19 protein-coding genes are annotated in these 13,659 nt (G+C 70.1%); 7 read left to right on the top strand and 12 right to left on the bottom strand.

The features are described from left to right. The first annotated feature begins 12 nt into the window (after positions 1–12). The gene (locus ACGF3A_RS03325; protein WP_393725255.1) at positions 13–783 is read left to right on the top strand and encodes an MBL fold metallo-hydrolase; all 771 of its coding nucleotides are present in this window, start codon (positions 13–15) and stop codon (positions 781–783) included. Then, positions 780–1,313 (top strand): GNAT family N-acetyltransferase, encoded by a 534-nt coding sequence (locus tag ACGF3A_RS03320; RefSeq protein WP_393725253.1) that lies wholly within the window; start codon positions 780–782, stop codon positions 1,311–1,313. Before ACGF3A_RS03325 ends, ACGF3A_RS03320 begins: the two co-directional genes overlap by 4 nt. Here the strand turns inward: ACGF3A_RS03320 and ACGF3A_RS03315 are convergent. Next, positions 1,292–1,813: an ATP-binding protein gene (locus ACGF3A_RS03315; RefSeq protein ID WP_393725251.1), complete on the bottom strand. Its 522-nt coding sequence runs from the start codon at positions 1,811–1,813 to the stop codon at positions 1,292–1,294. The genes ACGF3A_RS03320 and ACGF3A_RS03315 overlap by 22 nt on opposite strands. 162 nt (positions 1,814–1,975) lie before the next feature. On the opposite strand from ACGF3A_RS03315, the gene ACGF3A_RS03310 reads away from it, so the two are divergent. Both ACGF3A_RS03310 and ACGF3A_RS03305 read left to right on the top strand, forming a co-directional pair. Next, positions 1,976–2,827, top strand: a complete 852-nt coding sequence (locus ACGF3A_RS03310) for a helix-turn-helix domain-containing protein (RefSeq protein WP_393725249.1) — start codon at positions 1,976–1,978, stop codon at positions 2,825–2,827. 10 nt (positions 2,828–2,837) lie between these two features. Then, complete coding sequence (locus tag ACGF3A_RS03305; protein WP_393725248.1) at positions 2,838–3,029, top strand: hypothetical protein; 192 nt, start codon at positions 2,838–2,840, stop codon at positions 3,027–3,029. Between the two features lies 1 nt (position 3,030). Here the strand turns inward: ACGF3A_RS03305 and ACGF3A_RS03300 are convergent, their stop codons facing one another. The 8 genes from ACGF3A_RS03300 to ACGF3A_RS03265 all read right to left on the bottom strand — a co-directional run bounded on the left by ACGF3A_RS03300 (position 3,031) and on the right by ACGF3A_RS03265 (position 8,869). Beyond that, on the bottom strand, positions 3,031–4,029 hold the full coding sequence (locus ACGF3A_RS03300) for a hypothetical protein (RefSeq protein WP_393725247.1): 999 nt from the start codon (positions 4,027–4,029) through the stop codon (positions 3,031–3,033). Beyond that, positions 4,017–4,694 carry a hypothetical protein gene (locus tag ACGF3A_RS03295; protein ID WP_393725245.1) on the bottom strand — a complete coding sequence of 226 codons (678 nt, stop codon included), beginning with the start codon at positions 4,692–4,694 and terminating at the stop codon, positions 4,017–4,019. The genes ACGF3A_RS03300 and ACGF3A_RS03295 overlap by 13 nt, the downstream gene beginning before the upstream one ends. A 93-nt stretch (positions 4,695–4,787) precedes the next feature. Beyond that, positions 4,788–5,567: a hypothetical protein gene (locus ACGF3A_RS03290; protein ID WP_393725243.1), complete on the bottom strand. Its 780-nt coding sequence runs from the start codon at positions 5,565–5,567 to the stop codon at positions 4,788–4,790. A 71-nt stretch (positions 5,568–5,638) separates the two neighbouring features. Continuing rightward, positions 5,639–6,388, bottom strand: coding sequence for an OmpA family protein (locus ACGF3A_RS03285; protein WP_393725241.1), 750 nt, complete (start codon positions 6,386–6,388; stop codon positions 5,639–5,641). 4 nt (positions 6,389–6,392) lie between these two features. After that, positions 6,393–6,989 (bottom strand): hypothetical protein, encoded by a 597-nt coding sequence (locus tag ACGF3A_RS03280; RefSeq protein WP_393725239.1) that lies wholly within the window; start codon positions 6,987–6,989, stop codon positions 6,393–6,395. Between the two features lie 31 nt (positions 6,990–7,020). Continuing rightward, a complete protein-coding gene (locus ACGF3A_RS03275) occupies positions 7,021–7,575 on the bottom strand; it encodes a hypothetical protein (RefSeq protein ID WP_393725237.1) in 555 nt (184 codons plus the stop codon). A gap of 44 nt (positions 7,576–7,619) precedes the next feature. After that, entirely contained in the window at positions 7,620–7,829 is a 210-nt protein-coding gene (locus tag ACGF3A_RS03270; protein WP_393725235.1) for a hypothetical protein, read from the bottom strand. Between the two features lie 221 nt (positions 7,830–8,050). Continuing rightward, entirely contained in the window at positions 8,051–8,869 is an 819-nt protein-coding gene (locus tag ACGF3A_RS03265; protein WP_393725233.1) for a response regulator, read from the bottom strand. Positions 8,870–9,152: 283 nt separating this feature from the next. Between ACGF3A_RS03265 and ACGF3A_RS03260 the strand changes: the two genes are divergently transcribed. Together ACGF3A_RS03260 and ACGF3A_RS03255 are read left to right on the top strand one after the other, a co-directional pair. Then, complete coding sequence (locus ACGF3A_RS03260) at positions 9,153–9,752, top strand: hypothetical protein (RefSeq protein ID WP_393725231.1); 600 nt, start codon at positions 9,153–9,155, stop codon at positions 9,750–9,752. A 111-nt stretch (positions 9,753–9,863) separates the two neighbouring features. Next, positions 9,864–10,577, top strand: a complete 714-nt coding sequence (locus tag ACGF3A_RS03255; RefSeq protein ID WP_393725229.1) for an SDR family oxidoreductase — start codon at positions 9,864–9,866, stop codon at positions 10,575–10,577. A 15-nt stretch (positions 10,578–10,592) separates the two neighbouring features. Here the strand turns inward: ACGF3A_RS03255 and ACGF3A_RS03250 are convergent, their stop codons facing one another. Beyond that, positions 10,593–10,973, bottom strand: a complete 381-nt coding sequence (locus tag ACGF3A_RS03250; protein ID WP_393725227.1) for a winged helix-turn-helix transcriptional regulator — start codon at positions 10,971–10,973, stop codon at positions 10,593–10,595. Positions 10,974–11,070: 97 nt separating this feature from the next. Here ACGF3A_RS03250 and ACGF3A_RS03245 point away from each other — a divergent pair, with 97 nt between their 5' ends. Then, entirely contained in the window at positions 11,071–11,910 is an 840-nt protein-coding gene (locus ACGF3A_RS03245) for an SDR family oxidoreductase (protein ID WP_393725225.1), read from the top strand. A gap of 38 nt (positions 11,911–11,948) precedes the next feature. On the opposite strand, the gene ACGF3A_RS03240 is transcribed toward ACGF3A_RS03245, so the two are convergent. Further along, on the bottom strand, positions 11,949–12,971 hold the full coding sequence (locus tag ACGF3A_RS03240; protein ID WP_393725223.1) for a hypothetical protein: 1,023 nt from the start codon (positions 12,969–12,971) through the stop codon (positions 11,949–11,951). Then, complete coding sequence (locus ACGF3A_RS03235) at positions 12,956–13,639, bottom strand: hypothetical protein (protein WP_393725221.1); 684 nt, start codon at positions 13,637–13,639, stop codon at positions 12,956–12,958. The genes ACGF3A_RS03240 and ACGF3A_RS03235 overlap by 16 nt, the downstream gene beginning before the upstream one ends. Positions 13,640–13,659 lie beyond the last annotated feature (20 nt).

Raw genomic sequence — 13,659 nt, 5'->3', positions numbered from 1 at the left:
TACGGTGGGCCCATGAGACTGACGGTGCTCGGCGGTTCCGGCGCGTGGCCCACCGCCGACCAGGGATGCGGCGGTTTCCTCGTCGAGCACGACGGCTTCCGCCTCCTGATCGACCCCGGATACGCCACCTTCTCCCGCCTGCTGGCCTCCGGCCACTCCGCCCACGCGGTCGACGCCGTCCTCGTCAGCCACGGCCACCCGGACCACTGCGCCGACCTCAACCCGCTGCTGCGCGCACGCCAGTTGGCCGACGCACCAGCCCCGCCGCTGCCCCTCCACGCCCCGCGCGGCGCGCTCGACGCGGTCCTCGCGCTCGACAAGCGGAGCATGCTGGCGGGGTCGTACCGCCTCCACGAGTTCTGGCCGGAGCAGGGTGGCACGTGCTTCGAGATCGGTCCGTTCCGCGTGGAGGCCTCGCTCCTTCCGCACTTCGTGCCGAACGCGGGCCTCCGCCTCACCGCGCCGGACGGCACCGTCCTCGCGTACACCGGCGACACCGGCCCGAGCCCGGACGTCGCCCGCCTCGCGCGCGACGCGGACCTGTTCCTGTGCGAGGCGACGTACGTCCACGAGGTCCCGGACCCGGGCGACGCGCCGTACCTCCTCACGGCGGCGCTCGCGGGTACGTACGCGGAGCGCGCGGGCGCCCGTGAGCTCCTCCTCACCCACCTCTGGCCGGGCACGGCCCCCGCCGCCGCGCTGGCCTCGGCGGCCGTCCGCTTCGGGGGCCCGACCCGGGTGACGGCACCGGGCCTGACCGTAGAAGCGGGAGGCGGAAAATGATCACTTGGCACCGCGTCACCGAGGACGACTTCCCTCTCCTGCGAGGCTGGCTCGCGCAGCCGCACGTGGCCCGCTGGTGGAACCACGAGGTCTCCCCCGAGGCCGTCGCCCGGGACTTCGGGCCCGCCGCGCGCGGCGAGGAGCCCTCGGAGGATCTGCTGGCCCACCTGGACGGCGAGCCGGTCGGCCTGCTTCAGCGCTGCCGACTGGCCGACTACCCCGACTACCTGGCGGAGCTGACCGCCGTCACGGACGTGCCGGACGGCACGATGACGATCGACTACCTGATCGGCACCCCCGAGCTGACCGGCCAGGGCCTGGGCCCCCGCCTCATCCGCTCGGCCCTCACCGCCCTCTGGACGGACCACCCCGCCGCCCCCAGCGCCCTGGTCCCCGTACCGACCCCCAACCGGCGCTCCTGGCGCGCCCTGGAGAAGGCGGGCCTGCGCCGGGTCGCCGAAGGCGACCTGGAACCGGACAACCCCCGCGACGGCCGAGCCCACTACATCTACCGAGCGGACCGCCCGTAGTCCACGTAGGCCCGTGCCCCCGCGCGCGGCAGTACGGCCCACATCCGCGTACCGCCACCGGGCGCGAGCGCGTCGCCGTACCCCCACTCGCCCCCGCACGCGTCCACGACGCAGCCGAGCACGCGCAGCGCGTCCTCCCGACGCCCGTCGCAGGCGGACGCGAGCCGCGGGTTGCGGTGCGGCTGATGTCCGTCGTGCAGGATCACCCACAGCTCCTCGTCCCGGTACCGGAGGAAGAGCCTGAGGTCACCGGGCCCGAACCTGCTTCCGCACGCGGCGAGTTCGCCGACGGCCTGCAGCGAGGGCTCAGCCATGTCGCCGAGCCGGTGCGCGTCGAGCACGACCCTGGCCGCGGCCCGCGCGACGGCGGGGCTCGCCAGCGCGCCGGGGAGTGTGAAGCCGTACGAGAGCGTCTCCGGCGCGGGAGCGGACGTATCAGCGCCGGACGAGCAGGCTTGCGCTCCCGCGCCGGAACAGAGGAGTGAGGTGACCAGGGACATGGCGGACTCCCGAATGATGCGATGCGCGTAGCAGTGGCGTTACCCACTGTAGCGACATGATTGGTTAATTTGCCACATCGATATGGCAAGTTGACCCCCGCTCACCGCACTCGTCTCCGGGCACGGCAGACTTCTGCAGACTGACTGCGGGGAGGAACGACCATGGCTCCGAGGACATCTCCGACCGAGCGCCAGCGGAGGCTCGGCAGCGAGGTGCGCAAGATGCGCGTATCAGCGGGCATGAGCGCCGAGACCGCCGCCGGACTGCTCGGGGTGGACCGGGCGAAGATCTCCAACATCGAGAACGGCATCCGCACCATCAGCCCCGAGCGGCTCCGCACCCTGGCCTGCAACTGCGCCCTCGGCGACGACGCGTACCTGGAAGCCCTTACGGCCATGGCCCGTCCCGCCAAGCGCGGCTGGTGGGAGCGTTATCGCGGCAGCCTCTCCGGGGCGCTGCTGGACATCGCGGAACTGGAATCGACCGCGCCCCGGATGCGCAGTGCACACGCCGTACACATCCCGGGGATACTGCAGACGAGCGACCAGGCCGCGGCCGTGTTCCGCGTCGTCGTCCCCAAGCTCTCCGAGCAGGAGACCGGACTTCGGCTCGCCTTCCGTATGGAACGCCAACAGATCCTGGAGGGCGATGACCCGCCCGCGTACGTCGGCCTCGTGCACGAAGCGGCGCTACGCATGCAGTTCGGCGGGCGCGGAACCGCCGCCCGGCAACTTCAGCACCTGCTCGCCCTGTCGGAGCGGCCCAACATCACCCTGCTGGCCATCCCGTTCAGCGCCGGGGCTTTCCCCGGCTCGGGACAGACCGTCAACTACATGGAGGGACCTGTGCGGCAACTCGACACCGTGGAGGTCGACTGCTCGCACGGGGCTGAGTTCCTCTCCGGAGAAGCACAGTTGAGCAAGTACCGCGCACACCTCGACTGGATGGAGGACATCGCACTCTCGCCCCAGGAGTCACGCGACTTCATCCGCCGTATCGCGAACGAACTGTGAGGAGATCACCATGCCCGACATCACCTGGGAATCCCCCTTCTGCGGCGAAGGCGCAAGCTGCTTCAGGCTGGGCACGGACGAGGACGGCAACGCGTACATCTCCGTGGCGGGCAGCGAGGACGTCTACGTGACGGACAGCCGGGACGCCCTGCGTGCCCTGATCCGCGACATCAAGGCAGGCAAGGCGGACCATCTGCTCTGACTCAGTCGCGGACGATGGACTGGATCTCCTTCACGGTCACCGCCGTCTCGCTCTGCGACTCCCCGTCCGGCATCGCCGGGTCCTGCGGCGCTCCGTCCGGGCTCTCGCCCTCGGACCAGGTGACCTTCCAGGTCAGATAGGCCTTGAGGGCATAGGTGCCGTCGCCCGACGAACGGCGGTACGTGATGTTGCAGTCCGCGCCCTTGCTGTCCACCGCGTAACCGGCGCCGCGCTTGCCCAGGTCGTATGTGCACGAGGCGGGCTTCGCGTCCTCGGTCCCCGCCTCCAAGCGCAGCTTGACCGGCGTCGCGACGGTGGTGGCCGCGATGTCGAGGCCCATCCCCTTCAGGCTCGCGGTGACCCAGACGCGGTCCAGCTTCTTCGCGAAGGCGGCATGCGTCTCCAGGTTCACGACCTGCTTGCCGGGTGAGGGGCTGAGCTTCAGGTCGGGCGGCGGCAGCTTCGTCTGGCGGTAGGCGAGCCCGGCCAGGATCTCCGGGTCGATCACGGGCAGATCGGCGGGGGCGGGGTCGTCGGGCCCGATGAACTGGAAGGCGTCGCCCTCGAAGCAGGAGTCGGGCGCCTCGCCCGTACGTTTGTCGTCGTAGACCCGCCAGTACCACTTGCCCTTGTCGCCCTTGTGGAAGTCCCCGTAGTGGTCCCGCATCCCGTTTCCGGTGCCCTCGTCCCCGGTGCCGTGGTCGATGCGGGCGGCGAAGCTCTCGAATTCCCCCGCCGTGAACTTCGGCTCGTACCAGCAGGCGGGCGGCTCCCACGCGGCGCCGGGCGGCGCGGCCATCGCCGCCCCGCCCGCCGGGACGTTGACCTTCTTGTACTGGACCATCGAAGAGACGGAGTCGTTTCCGGGTTCGTCGGGGGCAGGCGTGGCGGGCGGTACCTTCTTGCCCCGGTCCGCCTCGGCGGGCCCGGTACCGGCCGCCAGAAGACCGGCGATCAGTAACCCGCAGACGACCCCGTGGCGCGGTGCTATTCGGCGCATTGCTTGGCCCCCTCCTTCCCTGCTGTCCGAACGATCTGCCACGTACCTCCAGAGCCCCTCTTCATCCGGTCCTGGATGCTGACGAAATCGTCGGGACCTGGCTTGGTGCGCTTCACCTTGTCCGTCTTGATGTCCTTGTCGAACGCGTGACGGTCGCTCTCGCAGTACTGGACTGTTGCCGACTTGCCGCCGCTCAGCAGCGTCACCTTGCGGTTGTAGTAGTGCACGGTGCCGGTACTGGTGACGCCGCCCTCCCGGTAATCCGTGATGCTGCTGCGCCACTGCACATCGGCGTCTCCGATGACGTACTTCTTCATGATCGACAGGTCGGGCTTCTCATGGACGAAACCCATCTCGATCGCCTGCAGCGCGTACCCGTGATCGCGCAGCACCGTGTCCTTGGTCTTGTCGCCGGTCGTGTCGGCATCGATCTTCACGCGGAAATCCTTCGGGAAGTCGAACTCCGGCGCACCCGGCGCCTCCGCCCCCGCCGACTCACTCGCACTCGGCGAAGCATCGCTCTTCGAGCCCGCCTTCTTCCCCGCGCCCTCGATGTCGTCGGAGGACTTCCCGTCTCCCCCGTCGCTGCCGCACGCCCCGAGCAGCAGCGAGGCGCTGAGGACCACGGCCCCGACAATGAACTGACGGCTGGATCGCTTGCTCATGGTGCGGAACTCCCGGGAGTGGAATCGGTCACGAGCGACGGGCGCTTACGTGTACATGACCGCCGCGCAGCGTTCGTCAGCGTAGCGAACCCGTCACTCTCGCAACACCGGAATCCGTCCCTCTCCTCGCCCCAAGGCGCCACGCACAGTGATCCCGTACCGCGTCCGCAGCCGCCACAGCTCCCACACGGACAGCGCCGTCACCGAGAGCGGCGGTACGACGAGGAACACCCCGCGTACGACGGCGGGGGCGACCACCGGTGCGTCGTCGAAGAGCTGGAAGACGAACATCGCCCAGACCAGGACCGGGGAGACCAGCGGCGGCAGGACCTCGTGCACGTCCGCCGTACGGAAGACGTAGTGCACGGCGAGGAGCGCCCCCGCGATGCCGAACGGGATCGTGAAGAGGAACACGGGCACGACGAGGATCGACGCCGCACCGAAGCCGCTCACGCCACCGGAGATCATGAACACGAAGACGGCTCCGGTCCCGAAGAACGTCCCCATCGCGCGGAGCGGTTCGTGGACCCGCCCCCGGTAGACGCGCCGCAACGGCGGCCGCGCGCACAGCACGAACACCGTCATCGCGACCGGCCCCGCCACGATCAGCACCCCCGCGCTGAGGATGACCTCCCCCAGCTTGCCGATGAAGACGGCGGACGCCTCCTCCCGCAGCGGGTACGCGTAGAGCAGCCAGAGCGAGGCCAGAACCCCGATGGCCGTACGCGCGATCTGCGCCGTCTCGATGCCCGTATCCACCACGCGGTCCTCCCGCGCGGGCCGGAACATCCGGATCGCCAGGGTGAACGGGAGCGCGAGACAGCCGGTGCACCCGCGCGGGCGCGCCGTACGCGGGCGGGACGGGGTGCTCAAGTTCCCTCCAGGGCAGACGAGTCGGCAACATACCCCGCCGCACGACCCCGCCGCCCTGTGCAGTGGCTCTGTCAGTCTTCCTTCCGGGGGAAGGAGACCTCGACGCGCCTGTTCTTCTCGCGGCCCTCCTCCGTGCGGTTGTCCGCCACGGGGTAGTCCTCGCTGTAGCCGCGGACGTTGAAGCTCACGTCGGAGCCGAGGGCTGTCGCCAGCTCCGACTGGACCGCGGAGGCGCGCTTCTTCGAGAGCGTCTTGCCGTGCGCGTACGACCCGAGGTCGTCCGTGAAGCCGAAGACGTTGACCTGGTTCGCGTCCTGCTTCTTCGCCTCGTCCGCGATCGTCTTGATCCGCGCCTTCGCCCCCGCGTTCAGCTTCGGGCTGTCCTTGGGGAAGAGCACCTCCGCCTGGAGCGTGAACTTCGTCTTCTCCGTGCTGTCCTCGCGCCGCTCCTCACCGCCCAGGTCCTCGGTGACGAACTTGATGTCGAGCACCTTGGGCTCCGCGAGCTTCGCCCCGTCCGCGAGCTTCAGCCCGTCGGCGTCCGGATCCACCTTCGTGGCCGGCTTCGAGTCCCCGATGTTGTCCGGCGGCTCACTGAACCCCTTCTCCCCGGGCCCGGTCTCCCCCGGCAGGGACGGGGCTCCGCCGGTGGGGATGGTCGTCGGGTCGTCGGTGGGGAGGGGGGAGGGCGTGGGCAGCGTGGACGGCCGCGAGAGGGAAGGGCTCGGGGTGGGATCGTCCGCGTACGCGACGTCGGCGGTCACGCCGAGAACGAGCGCGGTCGACGCAGAGGTGTACGCGACGGTGCGCAGGAGACGCATCTCGTCACTCCCCCGAGATCGTGATGCTGGAGGCGGGGAGGTCCGCCATCTGGAAGTCGACCTTGTTGTTCCCCTCGGGGGGCGCCGGGAACTGCGCGTACCAGGTCTTTGTCTTTCCGGGGAAGAGCCCGCCCTTGAACGAGGTGCACAGGCACCGGCCCTCGGTGTCGCGCAGCACGTAGTAGCGCTTCTTCCCCTCCTTGTCGACCAGGCGGGCGGCCGCCATGGACGAGGGGTTGGCCTTGGCGACCTCCGTCTCGTCCGACTTCCACTCGACGCCGCTCCAGGCCCCGGTGCCGGTGTTCTTCACCTCTCCGGAGAGGGTGACGAACCCGCCCTCGTCCCGCTTGGCGGACGTGATCGTCAGCACGACCTTGTCGGCGCCCTTGAGCTCTGCCAGCGGCTCGCCACCGCTCCCGTCGTCGCCGGTCTGTTCGCCGCTGTCCTTGTCCTCGTTCTTCTGGCCGGAGGGTGCCGCGGACTTCTCACCGCCGTCGCCGCCGTCGTCACTGCTACAACCGACGACCGTGAGGACGAGGCCCGCTGTGATCGCCGCAGCGGCTGTTCCCCTGCGGCCCGTCATGGTGCGCCGAATGCTCATGTGTCGCTCGTCCTCTGTCGTCGTTGGCTCATCAGTCGACCAGCACCACGTCGAAGAGATCCGCGGGCTTGAGATCGAGGTCGTCGTCGTCCGGGTCGATCGTGAAGTCCTCGTCTTCACAGGTGATGTGGATCTCGTCCCCGCCGCCCTCGTCCTCATCGGGCTCGCAGAGGGGCTGGACCACGGCGTTGGCCTTCGCCTTGGCCTTCTTGTGGTCCGTGCCGGGAACGATCGTGTCGCCGGTGTCGAAGCGGGTCTCGATCTCCACGGTGTAGCCGTCGTCACCGTTGCGCTCGATCTGGTCGCAGCTCAGTACGTCCGCCCGGTTCTGGCCCGCGAAATGATCGGCCTCGCCGCAGCCGTCGCCCTCCAGGGGCGCGTCGCCCGCCAGCCATTCCTTCCACGCGTCGCCGTCGTCGAGGGCCTCCATGAAGCCGTCGAAGAGCTCGTCCCGGTCGTCCTGAGCGGCGCCGAGGGCTGCCGAATCGGCCGCGGACTGGCCGCCGTTGCGCACCGTGCTGGCCTGGGCAACTGCAAAGAAGGCGAATGCCAGAAAGAGCAGACCCGCCATCACCACGGCGTACATGATGAGGGTCTGCCCCTTGTCGTCGTACGGGGTCCGCCGACTGATCAGCCGCCCAGCACCTGGTTGACGGCGTTGAGGATCGCCGTCGAGATCAGCGCGTCCAGTCCCAGCGCACGGATCGCGATGATGATCCCCGCGACCAGGATCACGATGCCCGCGTACTCCGTCGCGCTCGCGCCCCGGTCGCCGTAACGGCCCCGCATGTGGGTCACCAGTCGGTCGCGCCAGCTCCGCATGCGCCTGGGATTCGGCATCGCGCTCTCCTCCGTACGTGGCTAAGACGGTGTCCCCCACGGGGTCCGCGGCGCGGGGTGCGGTACCGGTCGCCGGTGGGGGGCAGCCGGTACCGCTCTCGCTGCTGACGGGGGGAACGTACTTCTGGGTCGTACGGGCCCGCATGGGTCCACGGGCCCAACGGGAGGCCCAATTCCGGGGAATTCCGCGTCGGGGGTCACGTCGGGGGTCGCGTCGGGGGTCAGCCACGGCTGGTCGCGCCCCCTCCCGGTGCCGTGCCCAGCCAGCGGGCGATGGCCTCGCTCCGGCTGGACGCGTGCAGCTTGGTGAAGATGCGGTTGATGTGGTTCTTGACGGTCTTTTCGCTGATGAAACAGGTGGCGGCGATCTCGGAATTGGTCATGCCGGAGGCGATGAGATCCATGACTTCCACCTCCCTGTCGCTCAGACTGTCCGTCAGACCGTGCGCCACGCGGTGTTGCTGTCCGGATGCAGACTGTGCCACAACTCGTTGCGGCGGCGAAGAGGTACGGGAAATCCCGGACGGAATTACGGGGTTTGACGGCCGGAAATCGTCCGTCGCCGTGCCGAGGGATTCCGGTAGGGGGTACGAGGCCGTACGGGCGCGCGCCAGGTCGAGGACGGCGCGCGAGGCGGTCGCGGAGAAGGGGGCGCGGCCTGCCGCGACGTCGTGGACGGCGGTGGCCAGCTGGTCCGCGTCGAACTCGCCGTGGACGAGGTAGCCGCGGGCCCCCAGTCGTAAGGACTCGTGGACGATCGCGTCCTCGCGGCTGTACGTGAGCATCAGCACCGGTGCGAGTGCGACGAGGCGGGGTAGGGCCGAGATGCCGTCGACCCCCGGCATGCGGACGTCGAGGAGGACGACGTCGGGGCGGTGGGCCCACGTCACGTCGCACGCCCGCGCGCCGTCGGCCGCCTCCGCCACGACCGCGAGGTCGGCGCGCCCCTCCAGGAGGACGCCGAGCCCCGCCCGTACGACGGGGTTGTCGTCCACGACCACGATCCGGAGCGCGGTCGTGCCACGCGTGCTCTTCCGCATGGGCGCCGACTCCTCTCGACACGGCCGGGGTGGTGCGGGAGGGGAACGTGTGACCACGTGGTCACGTACCGTCCCTCACCATAGCGACGGGCGGGACGCCCAGGAACGGCCCGGGAACGGCGCCTTGCCGGGGCGGCGACTCCCGCCCCGTTCACGCACCGTTCCCTCTCGTATCCCGCTCCCACCACAGCCACCCTCTGAAACGCTCCAACCAGCCATTTTCCGTATCAGCTGGCGAGTTCGACGGCTAGACACGAACGTCTGTTCGAGGTTCACTCGATACATGGGGGAACGGCCGAGCAGCTCAGCGGAAGTGCTCGCGTCCGGGTCCGAGCGGCCCGGCATCGGGGAGCAGTGGCACGGATTATCGCGCCGGGTGCGCAGGGTGGTGGGCTGCGCGCTTGCCGTCGTCCTGCTGATGGCGCTCGGGAGTTACGCGTACGCGCAGCGGCCCGACCGGCCTCCGCCCTCGCCACCCGGCCCGCCCAGTCCCGCGAAGGCCGTGGAGATGTGGAGCACGGGCGTCGGGGACCTGACGGCGAAGGGCTCCGGCACCTTCACGCTCGGCTTCGTCGCCAACTCCTCGTCGAAGGTCACCGTCGAGCGCGTCCGGCAGACGTACGGCGGGATCGAGCTCGATCTCTACGGGGACCGCCCCGTCCGCGTCCCGCACGAACGGCGGGTGACCGTCGACGCGCGGATCGTCTCCTGCCAGGGGCTGCCCGCGGACGCGCGGATGCCGGTCGTGGAGTTCACCGTACGGAACGCGCGCGGGCGCCAGACCTTCCGCTTCTCGCCCGGCGAGCGGTACGCGCAGGCGCTCGCCGCCACCGTCCGCTCGGCCTGTGCACGCGAGGGACGGCCGGTTCCGGCGGGCCGCTGAGCGAGCCGTTGCGTTCGTCGTTGACTTCGAGTGCTCTCCAAGTGGTTCAGTCATGGCTCCGCACAAGGCCCGCAAGGCCCGCAAGGGCCGTGCACACTCGGGGAGTTACGCATGAGCACTGCATCGCCCGTCACCCTCATCACCGGAGGCAGCAGCGGGATCGGGGCCGCCGCGGCGCGGTCGCTGCTGGAGCGGGGGCACCGTGTCGCCGTGACCGGGCGGAGCGAGGAGCGGCTCGCGCGGTTCGCGGCGGAGGCGAAGGAGATCGCGGAGCCGGAACGGCTGCTGACGTTCGCGGGGGACGCCGCCGAGAACGGGGACGTGGAGGCGGCCGTCGACGGGACCGTCGAGGCGTTCGGCCGGCTCGACCACGCCGTGGCCAACGCCGGGTTCGCGACGCCCGGCACGCTCGCCGACGGCGACCCGGACAGGTGGCGCGAGATGGTCCTCACCAATGTGCTGGGCCCCGCGCTGCTCGTACGGGCGGCGCTGCCCGCCCTGCGGGAATCGCGGGGGCGGATCGTCCTCGTGGGCAGCGTCGCGGGCATGATCCACACGCCGGGCAACCTCTACGGCGCGACCAAGTGGGCCGTGACCGGGCTCGCCGAGAACATCCGGCTGCTGGTGACCGGCGAGGACATCGGCGTCACGCTCGTCGCGCCCGGGCGGGTGGAGACGCCGTTCTGGGAGCACTCGGGCCGCGTACCGGAGGGCAACCTCCTCACCGCCGACCAGCTCGCGGACGCCCTCGTCTGGTCCCTCACCCAGCCCCCGAACGTCGACGTCAACACCCTCACGATCCGCCCGATCGGCCAGCCGGTCTGAGAGAGCGAGAGCGTTCTAGCCCTCGCCGCCCTCGCCGCGCGTCGAGAGCTGTCGGGTGATGCGGTCGAAGAGGTCCGTCAGGGGGGCGCCGATGTCGCGGCCGAAGTCGGTGAGGCCGTAGGTGACCTGGGGCGGGGTCGTCGGTTCGACCTCGCGCCAGACCAGGCCGTCCTGGACGAGGGCGCGGAGGGTCTGGGCGAGCATCTTCTCGCTGATGCCCTGGATGCTCTCCCGGAGTTCGTAGAACCGGAGATCGTTGCTCCGCAGGGAGATCAGGACCCAGATGCCCCATCTGCTGGTGACGTGGTCGACCATGTCCCGCGCGGGGCAGTCCGTGTGAAACACGTCATACCGTCCGCCCGCCTCGGCCCGTGTGAACTGCGCGCCTCCCGCCATGGGATGAGCTTACCTTCAGGTATGTCCTTACGGAAAGTGAGCCCAGCTCCTAGCGTCGACGGCGCACAGAGAGACACCTGACGAGGAGCTGAATCTCATGATCGTGGTGACCGGAGCTACCGGGAACGTGGGCCGGCCGTTGACGCGGGCGCTGGCCGAGGCGGGCGAGCAGGTGACGGCGGTGTCGCGGCACGCCACGGCCGTACCGGAGGGGGTCCGGCACATCGCGGCCGACCTGACCGAACCGGCCGGGCTCGGAGCCGCGTTGGACGGGGCCAAGGCGATGTTCCTGCTCCTCTCCGGCGACCTGCACGCCCCCGGGGCGCGGCCGGCCGACGTCATCGGCGCGGCCGCGGCGAGCGGCGTCCGCCGGGTCGTCCTGCTCTCCTCGCAGGGCGTGGCGACCCGGCCGTCCGGCACGACCCGGATCGCGGTACGGGCGGTCGAGGACGCCCTGCGGGACTCCGGCCTGGAGTGGGCCGTGCTGCGGCCCGGCGGCTTCGCCTCCAACGCCCTGTGGTGGGCCGAGTCCGTCCGTACGCGGGGAGTCGTCGCCGCCCCCTTCGGCGATGTCGGACTGCCGGTCATCGACCCGGCGGACATCGCGGAGGTCGCGAAGGCCTGCCTGCTGGAGGACCGCCACACCGGGGGCGTCTACGAGCTGACCGGCCCGGAGACGATCTCTCCCCGGCAGCAGACGGCGGCCCTCGCCGCCGCGCTCGGCACGCCCGTACGGTTCGACGAGCTCACCCGCGAGGAGGCCAAGGCCGCCATGGTCCAGACCCTGCCGCCGGAACTCGCCGACGACACCCTGGACATCATCGGCGCCCCGAGCCCCGCGGAGGTCCGCGTCAGCCCGGACGTCGAGCGGGTCCTCGACCGCGCCCCGCGCCCGTTCGCCGACTGGGCGGCACGCAACGTCGCCGCGTTCCGCTAGAGCCGGAGCCGGAAGCTGGGAGCTGGGGCGCGTGCCGCTCAGTCCCTGACGATGGACTGGATCTCCTTGACCGTCACGTCCTGCTCGTACTCCGACTGTCCGTCCGGCAACGCGGGCTGCTGCGCCGGGCCGTCGGGGTCGGCGGAGTCGGTCCAGGTCACCTTCCAGACCAGGGACGCCTTGAAGGGGTGCGTGCCCTTGCCGGAGCTGCGCCGGTAGGTGATGTTGCAGCCCGCGTCCTCGCTGTCGACCTCGTACCCCTTCTCGCCCTTCTTCAGGTCGTACGTGCAGTTCGCGGGGTCGGCGTCGGCGGTGCCCGCCGAGACCTTGAGCGAGGCGGGCGTGGCGACGGTGGTGGCGGCGAGGTCCACGCCCATGTGGTCGATGCTCGCGGTGACCCAGACCCGGTCGAGCGGCGCCTTGAACCCGACGTGCGTCTCCAGGTTCACGACCTGCTTGCCGCTGGCGGGGCGCAGGGTGACGGGCGGCGCGGGCAGCTTGGTCTGCTTGTACGCGAGCTTCGCCAGCATCTCGGGGTCGAGCGCGGCGGGGTCCTCCGGGGGCTCGCCCTTCGGCACCCACAGGTCGGGATCCTTCGCGAGGCAGCCCGCGCCCTCGTAGTCACGGTCGCTGTCGTACTTCAGCGACCACCAGAGGCCGTCCTTGCCGACGTTGTACTTCTGCTTCTTCCGCTTGTCCTTGTAGGCGTAGAACTCCTCCTCGTAATCCCCCAGCACAGCGCCGGGCGGATTCGACTGCTCCATCGCCTTCTTGTATTCCTTCGGCTTCCACATGGGCTCGTACCAGCACGCCGGAGGCTTCCACTCCACTCCCGCGGGCGCCGCCATGGGCGTACCGCCCTTGGGCGCGTTCCCCTTGAAGGTGACCAGCGAGCCGATGGTGTTGGACGGATTTCCGGTGGCCGGGGCCTGTTCGGTCGTGTCCGTGGTGCCGTCCCCGTTCCCGGCCACCGCCGGGGTCTGCCCCAGCGCGAGCAGGCCCGTCGCCATCGAGACGGTCAGGACTGTGCCCACCCGGGCCTTTCCTACTGCGGAACGCATGACTTCTCCCCCTTTGTCGACTTCGCTTGCGTCACCTGCCACTCGCCCTTGCTGTTCTTCGCCAGGCCGGACTCGAACAGGGTGTAGTCCTGCTTGCTGGGCTTGGTCTTCAGCACCTTGCCCGACTTGATCTCCTTGGCGTACGCGCGGTGCTGATCCTCGCAGTACGTGACCCAGGCGCCGTTCTTCTCCACGCTCCGCACCTTGAAGTCGTAGTAGCGGAACTCACCGGTGTTCGTCACCCCGCGCTTACGGAAGCGGGTGATGTCCTTTCCCCATGCGGGGAGGGCCGGGTATTTGAAGTAGCGCACCATGTTGGCCGTCGCGGGCTTGCCCTTGGTGTACGCCTCCAGCCGCGCCTTCGCGGAATTGACGGCATCGCCGAGAACCTGGTCCTTGGTCTCGTCCCCCGTATCCGACTTCTCGACCTTCAGCTTGAGATCGTCCGGCAGGTCGAATTCCGGCGCACCGGCCTCCTTCGAGGGCGAAGCAGACTCGGACGCGGACTTGTCGTCCCCCTTCTTGCCCGCGCCCTCGATCGCGTCGGAGGACTTGCCGCCCCCGCCTCCGTCCTCGCCGCCGCAGGCGCCCAGCAGCAGCGCGGCGGAGACGGCCACCGCCGCGGCCGCCGGTGCGCGGCGGGTCGTGCGCGTGCTCAACGTGCTCATTACGGACAACTCCCGGTGCG

This window comes from Streptomyces sp. NPDC048172, assembly GCF_043202595.1.
GTDB lineage: Bacteria > Actinomycetota > Actinomycetes > Streptomycetales > Streptomycetaceae > Streptomyces.
This window is presented reverse-complemented; position numbering and strand designations above follow the sequence as displayed.